Consider the following 18,499-nt stretch of genomic DNA (forward strand, 5'->3'; position numbering starts at 1 on the left):
TTCGGTCACTGAGTAGCGGTGCTTAGCGATTTGCGATCGATCTTGCCGTTTGGGTTGCGTGGCAGAGGACCCGCATGAACTTCGATTCTGCTGGGGACCATGTAAGCGGGCATGCGTTTTCTGCATTCCGTTTGCAGGGCGGCAACATCTATGTCTCCGCCCGGTGGCGGCGTGACGACGACGACGATTGCCTGGCCGAGGGTCTCATGTGCCACGCCAAAAGCTGCACATTCACCGACCATCTGCGTCGCATAAAGAATCTCTTCGACCTCGGTCGGGCTTACGCGGTAGCCGGAGGTCTTCATCATTTCGTCGCGACGTCCTATGAAGTAGAGAAAGCCCTCCTCATCCCGCCGTACATTGTCGCCGGAAAACACGGCCAGTTCGGGAACGACCAGGCCTGCCTCTCGTCCGCCGGCACCCGCGGGCAACGGTTTGTACCGCTCGGCCGTTTTCTCAGGATCGTTCCAGTATCCCATTCCAACGAGGGCACCGCGTTGTACCAGTTCGCCCGGCTCATTGGCGGCACATTCCGTCCCATCCTCGCGCAGGACGAGAATCTCGGCATTTGGAATGGCCTTGCCGATGGAGTCCGGCCTGCGTTCGATCTCTTCAGGCGGGAGGTAGGTTGCGCGAAAGGCTTCGGTCAGGCCATACATCAGGTATGGCTTGGTATCGGGCAATGAGGTGCGCAGCTTGTTGAGCGTATCCAGCGGCATGCGCCCTCCGGTGTTCGCGATATAGCGCAGGTGCTTGGTGATCGATTCGGGCCACCGTAACTGAGACAACTGAATCCAGAGCGGGGGCACCGCAGTGAGGCCGGTAACACTCTCCTTCTCCAGTGCTCGGATGACGTCGCGCGGCATCAGGTAGTTGAGAAGCACAACCCGTGCGCCGGCATGGAGGGCTGTGGTGAGTTGCGAGAAGCCCGCGTCGAATGAGAGCGGGAGGGCGGCCAGGAGCGTGTCGTCAGGGCCGTTCTCCAGATACTGTGCCACGCTCTTGGCGCCGGCCACCATGTTGCGATGAGACAGCACCACGCCTTTCGGGCGGCCTGTGCTGCCCGACGTGTACAGGATGGCTGCCATGTCTGTGTCGATGACGCGATGGCCTTGCGTGGCCGGCGATGCAACCAGATCGCTCCAGCGGTGTACCGTTGCGCCCGACAGGGCGGGAAGTTCGTCTGGGGCGCCAGTGAGTACGACATGACGGAGGTCATGACAGGTGCCGATCGTTTCCCTTAGTCCGGCAAAGCGCTCGGCGCTGGTGATCAGTACGCGTACGTTACAGTCCTGAAGGATGTAACCAACCTGCTCGGCCTTGAGGATCGGATTGACGGGAACAAATACCCCGCCTGCCGCGCTTGTCCCGAAGAACGCTGCGACGGTTTCGGTTCTCTTTTCCAGATAGACCCCGACGCGTTCGGCGCGATCCAGTCCGAGCTGTATCAGGCCGGCTGCAACGGAAGAGACGGTCCCCGCCAGCGCTGAGTAGCTGAGCGTTTCGTCTGCATGGCTGAGCGCGGCTGCTTCCGGTCTGCGCTCGGCCGAGGCAAAAATCAGGTGGTGCAGTAGGTGAGTGGCATTCATTCTGCGTTTGGAATCCGTGCAGGCATCCGAAATGGGTCGGCTGAGTCTAACCGAAGGTGCATGTTGCTTGTGCGGCACTGTTCTCGGTGATGGGGATTCCGGATTCAGGCATTGCCTGTTACGAGGCGGGTTGCCTTGCGCACCGCACGAAGGGGGATGGCGGAGAGAAAACGGGTCAGCGCGACACAGAATGGGCCGGGGTCAGCGAGGTCGAAATATACGCCGTTCAAGTGGTGGCCAAGCAGATGACCAGGGGCATTCCACACCAGCCACGGGATGGCGCCGGGGTCGCGTTCTCCGTTTACCCACAGGTTGCGTGAGCACGGGGAGATGGGGGGAATGGCGGAACCCGTCGTCGAGCAATACTCTATCAACGGCAGATTGACGCCATTGGCCACGCACAGTTCTGCCCAGAAATCGGTGCGCCCTACGGTTGGCTCGATCACCCATTGCCGTCCGTCGGGGGCTTGCTTGAGTTCGAGCGATACCGGGCCAGACAGATTCAGCCCTTCAAAGAACTGCAGTGCCAGGGCATGTATCTCGTCATTTGATTCAGGTATTGCAATCGTTGTGTGACCCATCGGGCGGGAGCGCAGTTTGCGCCCTTCAAACCGTGCCAGCACTCGCCCAGCGTCGAGGTACAGTGCGCCAAACCGGATATGGGTATCGTCCCCGGGGATGAACTCCTGCACGACAAGCGGCATGCTTTGTTCCATGCGTGCACGCGCGGCCTCAAAATCGTCCATGGACGCTGCAACCTGAGTCTTGAAGGCGGAGACTGGGCGCGTCGGCTTGGCGATTACGGGAAATTGCAAAGTGCATAACTGCTGTGCTGCGTCGTCGAAAGCAGTTAGCAGGACAGTTTTCGGATAAAGCATCCCGGTCTCAAGGCAGCGGGACTCGATTCTGTCTTTACCCAGCAGCGGTACAAGGCTTTTGGCTGCGTGAGCCCAACTCAAACGGAAACGCGATGAAATCGCCTCGAAGTGCTGTCCGACTATCTCTACCATGCGGTCGTTGGTCAAAAAAAGAACCGGTTTTTGCGATTCTCCACACGGAGCGGCCTGGAGCAGGAGGGCTTCAATGAGGCCTTCTCCGTTTATGTCGGGCACAATGCGCACCTCGGCACAGCGGGTTCGTACCCCGGGCAGCGCTGGATTGGCTTCAAGTGCCAGGACTCGGATGCCTGCCCGCGTGAGTGTGCGTGCGATACCAAGTCCATGGGCGCACAGGCCCACGACAACTGCGTAAGGTCGGTCGGTTGTGCTGGACATGCTGGATCCGTAAGTGCGTTCGCCGTATTTTGTCACGAGAGCGGTTGGCGTACTTGCATATAATTCACAGATTAGCGCTGGCGGGAAAGGTCGCCGGTTCAGGGAGATAGTGTTGAAGATACATGCTGAGGTTTTGGCCATTCTTGACGATATTCTGAGTCTGCAGGGAAGGGCGGCTGGCATGACAGCGGAAACACCGCTGCTCGGTGCCTTGCCCGAGCTCGACTCCATGGCCGTGGTTGGATTGATTGGCGCGATCGAAGAGCGTTTCGACGTGATCTTTGATGACGACGAGATCGACGGTCAGACCTTCGCCACGGTCGGCTCACTGGTTGACGCGGTCCGCACAAAGGTTTCCTGAGTCGCCGGTGACAGTATCCATTGAAGCCTTCCACCTTCAGACGCCGGCAGGTTTCCGCTTCTGTGTCGCGCGCAAGCCGTCGGAAGGCTCTGCGTGTCACGGCGCGATCATCCACGTGCCCGCATTTGCCGAAGAGATGAACAAGTCGCGACACATGGTCGCCTTGCAGGCCGATGCATGGGCGCAGGATGGCTGGATGGTGCTGCAGATCGATTTCGGGGGGTGCGGCGACAGTGAAGGCGACTTTGCCGACGCGGGATGGGACGGCTGGCTCGAGGACGTGCGGTATGCGCATGAATGGGCATCGGCGCAGACGAATGGTCCGGTGTGGCTGTGGGGGCTGAGGCTGGGGGCTGTGCTGGCGGCGGAGGCTGCGGATCGCTTCCAGCTTGAATGCGGGTTGTTGCTGTGGCAACCGGTTGCCAGTGGCAAACAGCACCTGCAACAGTTTCTGCGCATGTGGAGAATGGCCCAGGTTGTCGGCAAGTCTGGGCCGGGTGACGAGTTGCCGCCACAGCAACGGTTGGCGGCGGGGGAAACGGTCGAGATTGCCGGCTATGCGATCGCACCTGACCTCGCGCGTGGCATGGAAGCGTCCAGTTTGACCGCTGCTGCGGTCCCACTTGGCGTGCACTGGTTCCAGCTCAGTCCGGCCGGCGAGGTGGCACCGTCTCCGGCTTTCGAGCGCCTTGAACGACAGTGGGCCGGGGCTGGCATTGGCGCACGTCATCATGCGGTGGTCGGGCCTTCGTTCTGGCAGTCGCAGGAAATTGAGGTTGCGCAGGATCTGATCGACCGTTCGCGACGGGTTCTGGCGGCACTCACGATGGGGAGGGTGTGATGTCGAGGGAAGTTCCCCTGGTATTTACCTGCGAGTCCGAGCCGCTCATTGGCGTGCTGAATATGCCGGAACGGCCGGAGCGGCTTGGCGTCGTCATCGTCGTGGGCGGACCGCAGTATCGTGTAGGCAGTCACCGTCAGTTTGTCCTGCTGGCGCGTGCCATGGCCGCAGGTGGCTTCGCCTGCCTGCGCTTCGATTATCGCGGCATGGGAGACAGTGCGGCCGGGGCGCGCAATTTCGAAGCGGTCGAACACGACATCGGTGCCGCCATTGATGCACTCATGAGCGCCTGCCCCGAACTGGATGGCGTTGCACTGTGGGGCCTCTGCGATGGTGCGTCCGCGGCGCTCATGTATGCGGTGCACGATTCGCGAGTGGCCGGGATTGTTGCCTTGAACCCCTGGGTTCGAACCGATGCGTCGCTTGCAGCGGCCAGACTGAACCATTACTACAAGGGGCGACTGCTGTCCCCCGCCTTCTGGAGAAAACTGGCCCGTGGTGACGTCAAGGTCTGGCAGTCGGCATGGGGGCTCGTCGCCGCACTGGGAAAGCGTCTGCGTGCCAGTGGCGAGGCAAGTGGTACTTCAAGCCCCGCATCTCCGACGTCGTTCATCGAAAGGATGGGCTCAGGGTGGAAATGCATGCAGGGGAAAGTGCTCGTTGTGCTGAGCGGGAATGATCTGACGGCCAGGGAGTTTGCCGACTTTTGCCGCTCACACCCGGACTGGCGCTCAGCTCTGGTCTCCGGGCCAGGGTTTGTCGAGATTGCCGACGCTGATCACACGTTTTCCACGCGCGGCTGGAAACAGCGCGTCGAGCAAGTAACGCTCGACTGGCTGCGTGCCCGTCTTGCCCAGAACGATTGGCCTGCATCAGTGCAAGCGCCCGACGTGAGGGAAGAGAAACTGAAGAGGTTTGCATGAGTATCAGCGGTCTTGTGAGCGTGATTATCCCGGCCTACAACGTCGGACCACACATCGCGGAAGCGATCGACAGTGTGTTAAGGCAGGATTATCCGCAGATCGAAGTGATCGTTGTTGACGATGGCTCGAAGGACGATACGGCCGACGTCGTGGCCAATCGCTATCCCCAGGCGACATTGATCCGCAAGGCTAACGGCGGTGCGGCAACTGCACGCAATGCGGGCATTCGCGAGGCCCACGGCGAGTTCATCGCGTTTCTCGATGCTGATGATATCTGGCTGCCAGGCAAGCTCACCGCCCAGGTGGATTATTTCCATGCTCATCCGGAGGTCGGGATGAGCTGCACGGGTTTTTCGCAATGGGTCTGTGACGAGAATGGTGTATTCCCCGATCCTTTGACCGTGATTCCGGCGCAGGGCGATCTCGCGGTCGACGCGATTGACGCTGATTTGTCGGGGTGGATCTACCATAAGCTGTTGTTGCGCAATTTCGTATGGACGACGGTCGTCATGATGAGGCGGTCGTTGATCGACAAGGTAGGTTTCTACGATGAAAGCTACCGTCTTGGTCAGGACTACGAGTACTTTCTGCGCGCATCGCGTGAGACAGAAGTCCATCGCCTCTCACGAGCCTATGCGCTGTATCGGCAGCACCCTGGCAGCGCAACGGCGCGGGGCATCGACTACAACTATGCGGCGCGAATTGTCCGCCAGGCGAAGGACGCATGGGGCCTGGCAAGTCCGAACGGTGAGCGGATATCCGAGCGCGAGTTTCAGGATCGAGTCCACAAGATTCACTTCATGTGCGGATATCTCTTCTATCAGCGTGGAAACGCGGGCACGGCATTCTCAGAGTTCAGACTGGCGCTGAAGGAAAAGCCCTTGCACCTCAAGTCGTGGGCCTACGCCGCGGTGACGGGTGTCCGAGCCATGTTCGAGTGAATGGCCCACATGCGTCCATAGTCACGGTGCATAAGCTGTTTGCAGTAGTTCCGAAAAAATGTCTGGCAGGAGCGGAGGCGCCCGATGATTGTGTGCAGACAACTGGCTCTGGTCCTGACGCTTGCGCTGTATCTCGGTCTTGGTTGTGCGTGGGCCGACGAGGTACGCGACCTCAGTGACTCGCAGTTGGCAAAGGTCGCGGCCACGATCGAACCGGGAGTGTTCGTCGAGATCGAGACCGGCTTGCCTGCGGGCATGACGAACCTGTCAAGCCTGTTTCGTGTCAAGAATGACGATGGTCGCATGCTTGCCATCGACGGCTGGACCGACTCTGCGCATTGGGATCCGAGACGGAAGCGCACGTTCTTCATCGGTATGCGCAAGTACAAGCGCTTCATTTCCTACGACGTGTTAATGAACGCGTGGCAGGAACTGGGTTGGGCGGGCGAGCCTCCTCCAAAATTCGAAAAGTTCGGGCATGTCTACGGTCGAACCGCGCTTGACTGGAAGCGCGGGCATTACTACTGGCTATCACCCGATCGGATTCTCAGTCGATACTGGATTGACGAGGCCCGGTGGGAAGCAATTCCGGGGATTGCGTTGGGCGGGGCGATCTCAATGGAGTGGCATGAGGGGTTGGATATGCTTATTGCGATTACCCGTGGGCATAATCGGGTGGGCTTTCGCGAAGGCGTTCTGAAGTCGATGGGAGACTCCGCCGTTGATGGCTATCACTCGGTCGGACGCTACAATCGCAAGCGGGGGGATATGCTGTTCGCAGGGGGGAACTACTCGCTGCGAAAACTGGAACTCCTTGGTTCGGATGGAACGGTCCGGACGTTCAAGGATGCGCCGATCGATGTCTCCATCAAGAATACGTCCCTGTCCTATGATCCGCTGTCAGGCAACTACCTGTTTGTATTGAGGGATCAGCGTCAGATATACGAGTTTAACCCCGATCGGGATGAGTGGCGCCTCGCGCGTGAGTGGAGCGCTTCAGATTGGCCGTTTGGCGCTTACGGATTCTATACCCCGGTTGTCATTGACGACCTGGGGGTGTTGTTCTGGCAGTCGGAGAAGGGCAATCGTGTCTATCGGCACCGAAGCGCCTTCGATCCAGTTGAACGTTAGCCCTTCCCATTTTGTGTTTGGACAAGCCTGCCCATGTTTGGTGTAGTGATCCCGTTCTTTCAGCGCCGAAGTGGTGTGCTGACAGAGACCTTGAAATCCGTGGCAATACAGGATGTCGGTGTTCCGGTCCATGTTGTGATTGTGGATGACGCATCGCCCGTCTCTGCCGAACACGAGTTGGCAGAGGTCAGCTTTCCTTCGAATTTCCGTGTCGAGGTCATTAGGCAGAACAACGCCGGGCCGGGGGTTGCGCGAAACCGCGGCATCGACGCGTTGGCGCATGTAAAACACGTGGCTTTTCTGGATTCGGATGACCGGTGGGAGCCGTATCATCTGAGCTCCGCGTTGCTCGCACTTGAGAACGGCTATGACTATTACACCGCCGAAACGGAGGTGGAAGGGTCTGGCTTCAGGTATCTCGCCCATTTTTTTGGAGACGGGTTGCCGTTGAGGAAACTCGAGCTTGCTCCCTGGGCTCACGAGCTGACCGAGCCATTGATCGATTTTACGGTGGCGGGCCCGATCTCCACCTCAAGTACGTTCGTGGTCGCGAATGATCTGATTGGTGAGACACGCTTTGACCCGAAGCTTCGCACGGCGGGCGAGGATGGATTGTTCAGAACGATGCTCGCCGCGAAATCGCCTCGCACTTTCGTATCGAGCAGGGTTGATGTTGTTCTGGGCGACGGAGTGAATATCTTTACCGAGGGTGGATGGGGAGGGCGGTCGGCAACGATGCGATCCATCTATTTCTTGCGATCCCGCCTGCTGATGCGGCAATTGGTGCGAGCGTTTCCGGTTGCCAAGGAAACGCTGGAACGGTCTATCGTCAAGGCGAGGGTCGAGCTTTGGCGCAGCGTCCTGGCGAATGCGAGGCGCGGTGATTTTCCGCTCACCGATTTCTTCAGCGTGTGTGCCGCCGATCCCATGTTGGTGCGGGGGCTGCCACAAGCCCTCAAAACGATGGTTGGCGCGAAGCGTCGCCCGGCGGTGTGAATCGCGACGGGCTCATCCTCGGTGTGAATTTATCGGGGGATTGAGACCCTCAGGCATTCATCAAGGCGCTGCGGAGCGGCGCCTGGCCGCGCGTCATGCCCTTGTAGCGTGCAGCCGACCCCGCCAGGAAGGCTGGAGCGAAGGCGAATGCAGGTGTTGCCATCCTCGAATGGGGGCGTGTCCAGTTGTTCCCCCGCGAGCATCCGGCTGTGGCCGGATGGGTTCAGGCGTTCAGTCGGGATCTGGGGGTCGAGTACGGTGAGTCGGGTGATGGATGCGCCGTCAATTTCCGGAGTGAGTGTCAGCGTCAGCGCACCGCTCACACGAACGGAAGGTGAGCGTGTCAGTGCGGCACGCCGCCCGAGAAGCCCTCCGAGCAACCTCCAATCGACTGTGGCGACCAAGCGCTCCAGGAGCGTATTCGGTGTCCGGCGAAATAGCGCCCTTGCTGTCCCCTTCAGCTTGACCTCCAGCGAACTGCCCTCTTGCCCGATCGAAACCGATGAAAATTGATCGAGCACCAGTGTCTCACCACTGGTGCGAAACACCGGCGTCCATCCGGCAACTGAGGGGTGTTCCATAAGCTCGCTTCGTGCCACCCTCACGGGCGGTGGGATCAACGGGGGGCCGTCGGAGATCCGCAAATGAACGATTGTTCCGCCTGCATACCGGAAGTCCGCCTCGGTGCGGCTGAATGACTGCGGTGGCTGTCCTCTGGTCGAGATCAGCACGTTGTGCCCCTCTGCGGTGCGCAGACAGGCCAGCCCGGCCTCCTCATCATGAAAGAGGCCGTGTTGTGACGCCGTCCAGCGCGTATTTTCGAGTGACGCAGGAATCGGACGAGTCTTGCGAAGATGAATTGCGGTGCCTGCGACCGCGGCCGCCCAAGCGTTATAGACGGACAGGTGCATGTAACTGTCCCAACTGGCAGTGCCCGATTCGTGTCCGGCAGGGTTGAGCCACAGGAATCCGTCGCTACGGCGCTGAGCATCCAGTCGGTTGCAAAGCGCACGGACAGGTTCATCACCGTCGCCGTGTTCAACGCCCATCAATACAAGCGCGGCGATCAGGCAGCCATCGCCGAACAGCGAATGGGTGCTGCGCCCAAAGCCTCCCGCGTAGCCGGCCGAGTCCCAGCAATGGACCAGCCAGTTCAGCAGCCGACGCGCGTGGCCGGCGAGTCTGGTGTCATCGTGGAACCAGCAGGAGAGCGCGGCGAGAAAGAGCGCTTTGTGATGATAGGCCAGGGGGGTCGAGAAACTCTCGCGCGGCCTGGACGGAAAGTCGATGAAAGCGCCTTTGGCCGTTGTCCAGCGTTCGAAGAGTGCACACAGTCGGTCCGCCTCCGCCTCGCGCCTTGCCGGCTCTGCCTCGATCAGACGGCAGGTTTGCGCAAGGAGGCTCCAGTTGTTCGACGGGTAGGTTCGACGCAGTGTGCATCGACGAAGCCCTTCTTCAAGCATGAGTTTGCCGGCAGCATCGGCGTCGTTGCTCGACAGCACTGACCGGGTGAGCAATAGCATCAATCTGTTGAACGGAAGGTGACCTATCCTGTGCGCATCGGTATCGAGCCAGGCGCGGAGTGATTGCCTTCCCCTAACCCACTGCTCATGCGAGCCCGTTGCTAGCGCGAGCGTGGCAGCGGTGTGGCCATAGTGATCGGAGGGGCTGGGCCCTTGCTCCTCTGTGTCAAAGAGCCCGGTATCTGCACGAATATTGTCGTGGAGGGCACAGTTAAGCCCTCTCAGCAGCGCTTCCAGTTCTGTTGTCATCGCCAGATCTATCCGCCAGCGCTGTGCGATTGAACGAGTGCACGCAGCAGGCGCAGCGCGAAGCGCGTTGGCGTCTTGTCCCACGGAGTGAATCGCGGCAACTGGTAGATGTCGCTGAACCGATCCGCTGCGGCGGGGCGAGTCGATACGGCAGTGTCGAAACCACTTTCGCGGATCATGGCAACATGCTCATCGCCATAATCCTTTACCGGCCTGCCGTTAGGATAGGCAAATACGCGAATCGGCGTATCTAGCAGACTCTCAAGCTCCTCCTTGCCCACGCGGATGTCCTGGTTTGCATCGCGTGGCGACTGCCTTGCCAGGATCGGATGGGTATGGGTGTGAGCGCCGATTTCCATACCACCTGCATGTAGAGCCTTTAGCTGCGTACGGCTCATCATCAGATTGTCAGGCAGCTGAATGTCGAAGCGCGAGGCGAGGCTTTCTGCCGCCATGAGTCGCTGCTCGGGAGGCTGGTACTTGAAATGGCCGAGCAGCTTTCCAACCAGAGCCTGACGGTCGCTTGTCGTATTGATGGAGAGGAGCCCAAGGCCGGCAGAGGATAGATCGATTGACCCGGTGGGGAGTCCCTTGGCCAACTCGATGAGCGTGTCGTTGAACATTCTTCCCCCATCCAGGTAACGGGTCGCGATGAAGAACGTTGCCGGAATGCCTGCCTTCTTCAGAATGGGCAATGCGGTCGTGTAATTGTCGGCGTAGCCGTCATCGAAGGTAATGCATGCGGCGCGGGCAGGCAGTGTTCCCGCCTTCAGGCGCAGTGCTGCCTCGCGTAACGGCAGCACGTTGAAGTGGCGTGCCAGAAGATCCATATGCCAGCCGAAGGTGTTCGCATCCGGGTCGCCAGTGCGCAAGGGGTCAGGCTCTGCCAGTACTCGGTGATAGATGAGTATGGACAGCTTTGCACGCGGGCCAGCAGGTGAGGCCAGCGACAGCGCGGTCCGGAGTCCTGGGAGCTTGTAGGCGAATGACGTCATGCACGCTCCTGAGAATGGGTGTTGATCAATGCATCTGAGGCAGCGGCACTGATTCTGCAGATGATATGGCGGAATTTACCGTTGGCTTCGGGTGGAATCTCATCAACACGGCGCAACTCCACATGTACCGATGAGCCCAGCAAGGCCCGGACATGGGCAACCAGCTTTGCCACTGTAGCGTCAGGAATCGGCTCGGTGACGGCCAAAAGAACGACGACCAGTGTCTGCGATTCCTGAATGATGCGATATGCCCGGAGTCCGTCAATCTCCCGGAGTGCGTGGTTTATGGCGCTGCCATGGACCCAGCTGCCGTCGGTGGCGATCAGACCGTCGTTGGCGCGCCCACCTATTGCCTGAATTAACGGCAACCCTCTGCCGCAGGGGCATGGCTTGTCGGACAAGGTCCCGCGGTCTCCCGTCCGGTAGCGGATGAACGGGAACTCAGGGCCGGCGAGGTTGGTGACGACGATGTCGCCTTCGGTGCCCGCCGGCAAACGCTTTCCCGATTCATCAACGATTTCGACGATGACCTCTTCCGCGGTTACGTGAAGTCCTCCGTTGGGGCACTCCCGGGCGAGAAAGCCCGCGTCGCGTGCGCCATACTCGTTTGCAACACCACAACCGAACACGTCTGCGATGATCTTCCGCCATTCGGGCCTCAGGACTTCAGAGGTGCAGAATGCAACCTGAATGCCAATGTCGCTCATGATGATGCGACGCTCCCTGGCCCTGAAGGCAATTCGAGCCAACGCTGAAGGGTAACCAAACAGCATGCGCGGACGGAACGCACGCATCTCCGACAATATGCGATCGATGCGCTCCGGATTCAGGTCGCGCGCAGGAAGCAGCCTCGAACGCAATAGCCTGTCGCGAATATCTCGAACGCGATCCTGGGTGCTCGTTTCGAGGGTCGAGCCCCACAAGACCATCTCGCGGTCGCCGATGTCCACGCCCCACCAGCGCGTTGCCCGCCATTTTGCGGCAATGTCGAAGCTGATGCGGTGCCTCCCTAACTTGAAAACGAGCGGTTCTCCTGAGGAGCCACTGGTGCTTGCCCGAACGAGAGAGCCTGAATCAGTAGCGGTCCACTCATCCTGATGCGCTCGAATCACGGCTTTGTCGGTTATCGGCAGGGCGCCCAGTGTGTCAAGTGTTCGAAAATCCTGAGGGCTGAGTTGAAGGTCGTTGAGGAGCGTTCGGTAAAACGGAACGGATGCAGAGACTTGCACCAACATCTGCCGTAACTCCGATAGCTGCAATTCTTCAAGGCGTTGAGCATCGAACCACTGTGTTTGCTCGATCCTACGGAGGATTTCTACGGTGTCATGCCCCTTGAGGCGCTCATGCAGTGGGAACAGAAGCTTGCTGCCAATTTGCGTGTAGATGCTCATGAGCGGGTTGCACGTAACCGGATGCCTGTGGTGGCGGACGGCACAGTCGTTGAGATCGGACTATTGTATGATGGACCTCGGTTTCGGCGGGTATGCACAAGTGCCCGGTACGCCTGATGTTTTCAACGAACGAGTCCTGTCACAGATGAATTCTGTTCGAACCTTGCGTTACTGCTTCACGCTGGCGTTTCTGGTGACCTCACTTCCCGCTGCGTTTGCGCAGGGAAGCATATGTGGGAGTCCGTACGATGCAAGCACCGGCCCCTGGGATTACCGGACTGCGTCAGTTGAACAGCGAAAGATCGTCGAGAACCGACACTTCACCGCAAACGTGCGCATGATGCGCCGCGGCAATACGACCAAGAATCTGGCGGGAGACATTGCATACACGCTGCGGGTTTTGCCCAATCATCACCAGGCGCTAATGACCATGGGCAACTGGTCCTTGAAGACCAAGAGCAATCCACCTCCGGATGGGCAATACACCGTTGAGTGCTGGTTTGAGCGCGCAATGGTCTTCGCGCCCGATGATGCGATGGTGAAAGTCGTGTTTGGCACCTATCTGCTGAAACGCGGCCAGTCTCAAGAGGCGGTCGAGCAGTTGGAGGCGGCGCTGAAACAGGCTGGTGCGAATGCAAATGTGTACTACAACCTCGGATTGGCTTACGTCAGCCTGAAGGAGTATGACAAGGCTCTCGATAGCGCGCATACGGCTTATCGTTTGGGTTTTCCGCTGCCGGGGCTCAGGAATATGCTCAAAAGGGCGGGGGCTTGGCGCGAGCCGTCATCGACCCCGGTGGCACCACCCGACCCGAAATGAACAAGCGCCCTCTGAAAGGCCAGCGCTGACTTCCCTGCCTGCCTTGAGACCTCGAGAGACGGTCCCGAGAGACTGGGGCTCACATGAGTCCTGGTCTAGCGGGGACTCTGAAACGCACCGGGCGCCCAGTTTGCGGGCGGCGCAAGTTTCTGACTGCCGATGGGCAGCTTGAATTCGGCTTCTGGGGCGAGGCTGCCATTTCGGGCCTCGCCGGGCGGCGCGCCGAAGTAGCGGAGGATGGAGTCGTCCGGGAGGGTAAAGTCCAGTATGTCCGTCCCTCCAAGCAGGGGCGATACCGCCGGCACGTTTCCGTGGAAATCCCCGCTTGCAGCAAGCGTGAATGCACCGAACCCGACGGTCAGGTTGTTGATCGCTCGTATCTCCGTGTTCGCCGGAAGTCTGTCTTTCCAGACACGCAAGAACCACGCACCGAAAAACCTGTCGCTGAGCAAAGTGTTGTGCGAAAGGTAGAGCGCGCTGTCAGGCCAGGCGTCACCCTCCGCGCCGTATGCAACCAGCACTGGGTTTTGAGTGTTGTCACTTTGGCCAATGACGTTTCCGATGACAAAAGAAACGCCACCGTTGGGCATGTCGATTTCGTATGAGGCCTCACCGGCAGGGCCGTCGTAGATCAGGTTGTACCGAATTTCATTGTGGCGGGCACGTGTCTTGATGAGGTGTCCGCGGTAGCCCTGATGGAAACGGCTGCCGCTGACTTCGAATCGAGCAATCCTTCCTGCGTAGAGCAGATGCGGCAGCGAATGGTCTTGCCTGGGGGCTTGCGCAAAAAGGCTGTCCGCGATGCGGAGTTCAGCGTCCTCGAAGTTCGCGGTGAGAATGCCCGTCTGGTTGTCGATGAATGCGCTGTTGATGACTTTCAGTTTTCCGCGCTCAAACCGAATCCCAGCCCCATTTCCGTCGGCCACCCGGGTACCGCGGAACTCGATGTTATCCACCGTGTAGTCGCCATTCCGGAACACCCAGATGGCCTTGCCTTCGGCGCTCTTGCCGTCGGCGATCAGCACGGGGCGTCCGTCAATGCCGCGGATTTCGAGTTGCTTTTGCGTCCACACGGCCACATCGCCGCGGTAGGTGCCTCCCTTGATCAGGACGGTGTCGCCGTCCTGGGCAAGACGTGCCGCAGCAGCAATCGTATCAACCGACTCACCGGGGCCGACCGTAATGACGGCCGCGCTTGCGCCAGTTGTCGTCAGGGCGAGGAGGAGGGCCGCGCGGCGCAGGGGCATGAGGGGCGTGGTGAGGCTGTTCCAGACAAAAAAACGGAGGCCGTAGCCCCCGTCATCGTGATTACTTGCTCTTTATCATCGTCCCCACCCCGTGATCGGTGAGAATTTCCAGCAGCAGGCAGTGTTCCACCCGGCCGTCGATGATGTGCACCGACTTCACGCCGTTGCGGGCTGCGTCCAGCGCCGATCCGATCTTGGGCAGCATGCCGCCTGACAGGGTGCCGTCGGCGACGAGGTCGTCGATCTGGCGCGGGGTGAGGCCGGTAAGCAGGTTGCCGGCCTTGTCGAGGACACCCGGGGTGTTGGTGAGCAGCATCAGTTTCTCGGCCTTCAGGATCTCGGCGAGCTTGCCGGCGACGACGTCGGCGTTGATGTTGTAGGTTTCGCCTTCTTCGCCGACGCCGATGGGGGCGATCACCGGGATGAAGTCGCCCTTGTCGAGGAAGGAGATCAGGCTGGGGTCGATGCTGGTGATCTCGCCGACCTGACCGACGTCAACGAGGTCGCCGAGCGGGGCGTCGAGCTTTTGCATCATCAGCTTCTTGGCGCGGATGAAGCTGGCGTCCTTGCCCGTGAGGCCGACGGCCTTGCCGCCGTGCTTGTTGATCAGGTTGACGATTTCCTTGTTGACCTGACCGCCGAGCACCATCTCGACCACTTCCATGGTTTCGGCATCGGTGACGCGCATGCCCTGGATGAACTCGCCTTTCTTGCCGACGCGGGCCAGCAGGTTCTCGATCTGCGGGCCGCCGCCGTGCACCACAACCGGGTTCAGGCCGACGAGCTTGAGCAGGACGACATCGCGCGCGAAGCAGTCCTTCAGCTTGGGGTCGGTCATGGCGTTGCCGCCGTATTTGATGACGATCGTCTTGTCGAAGAAGCGCTTGATGTAAGGCAGCGCTTCGGCAAGGATCTCGGCCTTGAGGGCGGGAGGGGTGGATGCGGTGATGCTGGCAGCGGACATCGGGTTTCTCCGGAAACGATGCCCCGATTGTAGTGGCCGCAGGTGTAAACAAAAAGCGGAAGACCGTGGTCTTCCGCTTGTGCAAGGCGATCAGGGCCGCAAATCAGTCGATCGTCAGGCGCTTGGCCTGCGCGGCAAGCTTCTTCGGCAGCGTGAGTTCCAGCACGCCATCGTTGAACTTGGCCACGGCCTTGGCCTCATCGACATCCTGGCCGAGCTGGAAGCTGCGCGAAACCTTGCCGAAGTAACGTTCGGTGCGAAGGACTCGCTCGCCATCCTTGACCTCTTTTTCCTGCTTGCGCTCGGCGCTGATTGACACCACCGGGCCATCGATATGGACGTGGATGTCTTCCTTCTTCATGCCCGGGAGTTCGGCGTGGACCTCGTAGCCTTCGGTGTTCTCCTTGACGTCAACGCGCATCTGCGGCGCTTCGGTGTTGGCGACATTGCCGAAATCCACCGGGCGGACGAAGAAGCCGCGGAAAAGATCGTCGAGGGGGTCACGGCGGGAAAGGTTGCTCATGTTCGCTCTCCTTGTCTTGATGTTTGCCGGTGAATCCTCCGGCTTCAAGACAAATATAGGGTCTGGGCGAACAGTTTCAAGTCCCCTGCCGAAGCTGTCGGAAAGCGATACGGATCAATGGGATGGAAAGTGCGCGGGCAGCCGGCCGGTTCAGCCGGCGTCGGGGCCCGACAGGTCGACGAAGGTCCAGAAGGCAAGCTGCTCGCCAGCCCACAGGGTGGCGCTTTCGCGCAGGATGGCAAGCAGGGTTTCGAAGTCTTCGGTGTGGCGCTCGCGAAAGCTGCCGGCGTGTTCCAGCAACAGGACATGGCCCTTGGCAGGGCGCCAGCTGAGGTCGCCGAGGCAGTCGGCAAGGGCGTCCCAGTTGTGACCGAACCAGCGCGGAAACTCGAGTGCAGTGGCGATGCGGGTCAGCAGTGCGGCCTTGTCCTCGCAGTCACCCAGGTCGATGCGTGCGCAACTGAAACCGATCTGCGATGCGGCGGCGGTCAGGCGCTCGGCGCTGCCCGGCGGCAGGGGGCGTACGCCTGCGCGGGAGAGGTCTGCGAGGAGTGCGGTCAGTGGCCGGGGGGCTGTGGATGTGCTCATGGGCGGGGCTCGATGCGGCGGAAGCTGCGGTAATGGTCTGCAGTGTAGTAGAACACTTCGGGGGGCCTGCCGCCGGTCACAATGCGTCTGGCGCCCCGGTCGCGCGCGCCCGGAGTGGGAACGGTGTATTCACGATAGTAGCCGCGCGGGCGATCGGGCAGCAGGCGTTCGCGGTTCTGAAAGACCGTGCCGTCCTTGCGATAGGGGAAGGGACCGCCATTCTGGATGAGACGCAGGGTGTCGATGGCTTCGGGCGGGAGCCCCGACGCGTCGGTGTTCGACCCGGTTGGCGTGCAGGCTGCGAGCAGGAACAGCAGCGGCAGGATGCGCGCGGCACGCTTCAGCGTGCTCAGGAGTGGGGCAAGCGTCATTTGCGGGCGTTGGCTCTGCGGAAAAGTGCCGCCTTGTCGGCGCTGTCGGTGATGCGTTCCGGCCGGATGCCATAGCGCTTGATCAGTCCGTGCATGAACTCGGTGATCGCAGACAGGCGGTTGCTGGTGGGCGCGAGCTTGCGTGCGCGCTCGATCAGTGCGCGCGCCTGCCTGGCGAAGGCCTCGTTCCAGCCCCGGTGCTCGATGTGACGCAGCAGGGCGAGCGCGGCGTTGAACAGTACATGCGGGTTGCCGGGCATCTTGCGTGCCGCGTTCATCATCTCTGCCACGGCGCCGTCGTAGTCGCCCGCGTGGGCCTTCTCTGCGCCGACCGAGATCAGGTCCTTCACTTCGGTCTGAATGCGCTGCTCGATCTCCTTCGACAGCTTCTCGAGGCCGCGGGACTTCAGCAGTGTGCGGGTGGTTTCCACCGTGCGTTCGTCGGCCGATGTGCGCAGGATATTCATCACCATCTCGCCGCCGGCATCGCCAAGCTGATGATCGAAGCAGGCCTTGATGAGCTCCTGCTTCAGGCCGACCGACATGTTTGCCGCACCCGGGGCAGCCTTGGCCGCGCCGAGCAGGGCTTCACGGGCGCGTGCAGCCTCGCCGGTGTGGCTGTGGAGCATCGCGGTCGACAATGCCTTGCACAGGTCTGCCTTGGGTTGCCCGCCCATGCTGCGGTCAAGGTCGGTGATGGTCGCGCTGGCAGCGTCCACACGGTTCAGCGCAAGCTGCGCCTGTACCAGCCGGACGTGATCTTCCGGGTCGCGAAAGTCCGAGTACTTGCCCTTGCGCACGACTTCCGCCAGGGCTTCTTCGGCTACCGCCGGGTCGCTTACCGTCAGGGCCAGCGCCCCCACGTGGCGCAGGCGGGTTACCCGGTAGGGCGAGCGTTCGCTTGCGGTGCGCAGGACGTCGAGTGCGGCTTCGGGGCGGCCGGTGTCTTCGCGCACCCGGGCCAGCAGGTCATAGGCGGCAATGAAGCGATCGTTCTCGGCGATCAGTTCGCTCAGGATGCGGTCGGCTTCATCGTACTGCTTGCTCAGGAACAGCGTGCGGGCCAGGCCGAGGCGCGCCCACGGAATGTATTTTCCGCTCAGAATCTCGCGGTAGACCGCCTCGGCTTCGGCCATCTGGCCCGCGGATACGTGCAGCTCAGCCTGCAGGCGCATGAAGTCGACAATGTGCTGCGGATAGCTGTCGACAGCCTCCTTGCAATAGGTGATTGCTTCCGGTGTGTCGCCGATGGCCATCAGGTGCCACGCAGGAAGGAAGGCGTCGCGTTTGTCGAGCGCACGCATCAGTCGTGCGCGCAAGGCTTCGGCTGCAAGCGGCTTGAGAATGTAGTCGTTGGGCGACAGCTCGGCGGTGCTCACCACCCGCTCGTAGTTGCGTTCGCCGGTGATCATGACGAACAGCGTGTCGAGCGGAATGATCTCGTGGGTGCGCAGGTCTTCCAGCAGGTGCTGCCCGTCCTGGCCGTCCCCGAGGTTGTATTCGCACAGGATCAGGTCGTAGCGATGCTCACGCAGGCGCCGCACCGCCATGCCCGCAGAAACCGCGAACTGCACCTCGGCAAGGCCGATCGAGGACAGCATGGTCCTGAGCTGCGCACGCATGGTGGGCTGGCTTTCGATGACGAGTACGCTGAACTGATCCAGTGAGGCCATGAATGGCGGGGCGTGTTGCGCCCCGGGTCCGTTGATATGCGCTTGGAAATCTTACGGCATTCCGGCGCAAAAGCTTGAGCGAATTGCGTCGGAACTGAC

Annotated in this window: 18 protein-coding genes; 7 read left to right on the plus strand and 11 right to left on the minus strand. The window is 60.6% G+C overall.

Going from position 1 to position 18,499, the window contains the following annotated elements:
• Nucleotides 1–5 precede the first annotated feature (5 nt).
• A complete protein-coding gene (locus AC22G6_RS07675; RefSeq protein WP_487366297.1) occupies nucleotides 6–1,589 on the minus strand; it encodes an acyl-CoA ligase (AMP-forming), exosortase A system-associated in 1,584 nt (527 codons plus the stop codon).
• A 104-nt stretch (nucleotides 1,590–1,693) separates the two neighbouring features.
• Entirely contained in the window at nucleotides 1,694–2,863 is a 1,170-nt protein-coding gene (locus AC22G6_RS07680) for a carboxylate--amine ligase (RefSeq protein ID WP_487366298.1), read from the minus strand.
• A gap of 181 nt (nucleotides 2,864–3,044) precedes the next feature.
• Between AC22G6_RS07680 and AC22G6_RS07685 the strand changes: the two genes are divergently transcribed.
• From AC22G6_RS07685 to AC22G6_RS07710, 6 genes are all read left to right on the plus strand, one after another.
• On the plus strand, nucleotides 3,045–3,224 hold the full coding sequence (locus AC22G6_RS07685; RefSeq protein ID WP_487366299.1) for an acyl carrier protein: 180 nt from the start codon (nucleotides 3,045–3,047) through the stop codon (nucleotides 3,222–3,224).
• A 7-nt stretch (nucleotides 3,225–3,231) separates the two neighbouring features.
• Complete coding sequence (locus AC22G6_RS07690) at nucleotides 3,232–4,065, plus strand: hydrolase 2, exosortase A system-associated (protein ID WP_487366300.1); 834 nt, start codon at nucleotides 3,232–3,234, stop codon at nucleotides 4,063–4,065.
• A complete protein-coding gene (locus AC22G6_RS07695) occupies nucleotides 4,065–4,988 on the plus strand; it encodes a hydrolase 1, exosortase A system-associated (RefSeq protein ID WP_487366301.1) in 924 nt (307 codons plus the stop codon). Before AC22G6_RS07690 ends, AC22G6_RS07695 begins: the two co-directional genes overlap by 1 nt.
• Nucleotides 4,985–5,929, plus strand: coding sequence for a glycosyltransferase family 2 protein (locus tag AC22G6_RS07700; RefSeq protein ID WP_487366302.1), 945 nt, complete (start codon nucleotides 4,985–4,987; stop codon nucleotides 5,927–5,929). The genes AC22G6_RS07695 and AC22G6_RS07700 overlap by 4 nt, the downstream gene beginning before the upstream one ends.
• Nucleotides 5,930–6,013: 84 nt before the next feature.
• A complete protein-coding gene (locus tag AC22G6_RS07705; protein ID WP_487366303.1) occupies nucleotides 6,014–7,060 on the plus strand; it encodes a hypothetical protein in 1,047 nt (348 codons plus the stop codon).
• A gap of 33 nt (nucleotides 7,061–7,093) precedes the next feature.
• On the plus strand, nucleotides 7,094–8,056 hold the full coding sequence (locus AC22G6_RS07710) for a glycosyltransferase family A protein (protein ID WP_487366304.1): 963 nt from the start codon (nucleotides 7,094–7,096) through the stop codon (nucleotides 8,054–8,056).
• A 29-nt stretch (nucleotides 8,057–8,085) separates the two neighbouring features.
• On the opposite strand, the gene AC22G6_RS07715 is transcribed toward AC22G6_RS07710, so the two are convergent.
• From AC22G6_RS07715 to AC22G6_RS07725, 3 genes are read right to left on the minus strand one after another with little or no spacing between them, the layout of a single operon-like run.
• On the minus strand, nucleotides 8,086–9,828 hold the full coding sequence (locus AC22G6_RS07715; RefSeq protein WP_487366305.1) for a hypothetical protein: 1,743 nt from the start codon (nucleotides 9,826–9,828) through the stop codon (nucleotides 8,086–8,088).
• 8 nt (nucleotides 9,829–9,836) lie between these two features.
• The gene (locus AC22G6_RS07720) at nucleotides 9,837–10,823 is read right to left on the minus strand and encodes a polysaccharide deacetylase family protein (protein WP_487366306.1); all 987 of its coding nucleotides are present in this window, start codon (nucleotides 10,821–10,823) and stop codon (nucleotides 9,837–9,839) included.
• Nucleotides 10,820–12,214, minus strand: a complete 1,395-nt coding sequence (locus tag AC22G6_RS07725) for a phenylacetate--CoA ligase family protein (protein ID WP_487366307.1) — start codon at nucleotides 12,212–12,214, stop codon at nucleotides 10,820–10,822. Before AC22G6_RS07725 ends, AC22G6_RS07720 begins: the two co-directional genes overlap by 4 nt.
• 67 nt (nucleotides 12,215–12,281) lie before the next feature.
• On the opposite strand from AC22G6_RS07725, the gene AC22G6_RS07730 reads away from it, so the two are divergent.
• Nucleotides 12,282–13,034 (plus strand): tetratricopeptide repeat protein, encoded by a 753-nt coding sequence (locus AC22G6_RS07730; RefSeq protein WP_487366308.1) that lies wholly within the window; start codon nucleotides 12,282–12,284, stop codon nucleotides 13,032–13,034.
• A gap of 95 nt (nucleotides 13,035–13,129) precedes the next feature.
• Here AC22G6_RS07730 and AC22G6_RS07735 read toward each other — a convergent pair whose 3' ends face one another.
• The 6 genes from AC22G6_RS07735 to AC22G6_RS07760 all read right to left on the minus strand — a co-directional run bounded on the left by AC22G6_RS07735 (nucleotide 13,130) and on the right by AC22G6_RS07760 (nucleotide 18,400).
• Entirely contained in the window at nucleotides 13,130–14,281 is a 1,152-nt protein-coding gene (locus AC22G6_RS07735; RefSeq protein ID WP_487366309.1) for a right-handed parallel beta-helix repeat-containing protein, read from the minus strand.
• 61 nt (nucleotides 14,282–14,342) lie between these two features.
• The gene (gene argB / locus AC22G6_RS07740) at nucleotides 14,343–15,245 is read right to left on the minus strand and encodes an acetylglutamate kinase (protein WP_108950741.1); all 903 of its coding nucleotides are present in this window, start codon (nucleotides 15,243–15,245) and stop codon (nucleotides 14,343–14,345) included.
• 103 nt (nucleotides 15,246–15,348) lie between these two features.
• Nucleotides 15,349–15,768 carry an Hsp20/alpha crystallin family protein gene (locus tag AC22G6_RS07745; RefSeq protein ID WP_108950742.1) on the minus strand — a complete coding sequence of 140 codons (420 nt, stop codon included), beginning with the start codon at nucleotides 15,766–15,768 and terminating at the stop codon, nucleotides 15,349–15,351.
• Between the two features lie 150 nt (nucleotides 15,769–15,918).
• Nucleotides 15,919–16,356, minus strand: coding sequence for a barstar family protein (locus AC22G6_RS07750; protein WP_487366310.1), 438 nt, complete (start codon nucleotides 16,354–16,356; stop codon nucleotides 15,919–15,921).
• Nucleotides 16,353–16,727: a guanyl-specific ribonuclease gene (locus AC22G6_RS07755; protein ID WP_487366311.1), complete on the minus strand. Its 375-nt coding sequence runs from the start codon at nucleotides 16,725–16,727 to the stop codon at nucleotides 16,353–16,355. The genes AC22G6_RS07750 and AC22G6_RS07755 overlap by 4 nt, the downstream gene beginning before the upstream one ends.
• Nucleotides 16,724–18,400: a response regulator gene (locus tag AC22G6_RS07760; protein ID WP_487366312.1), complete on the minus strand. Its 1,677-nt coding sequence runs from the start codon at nucleotides 18,398–18,400 to the stop codon at nucleotides 16,724–16,726. The genes AC22G6_RS07755 and AC22G6_RS07760 overlap by 4 nt, the downstream gene beginning before the upstream one ends.
• Nucleotides 18,401–18,499 lie beyond the last annotated feature (99 nt).

The organism is Parazoarcus sp. PS-13 R2A (assembly GCF_057621855.1).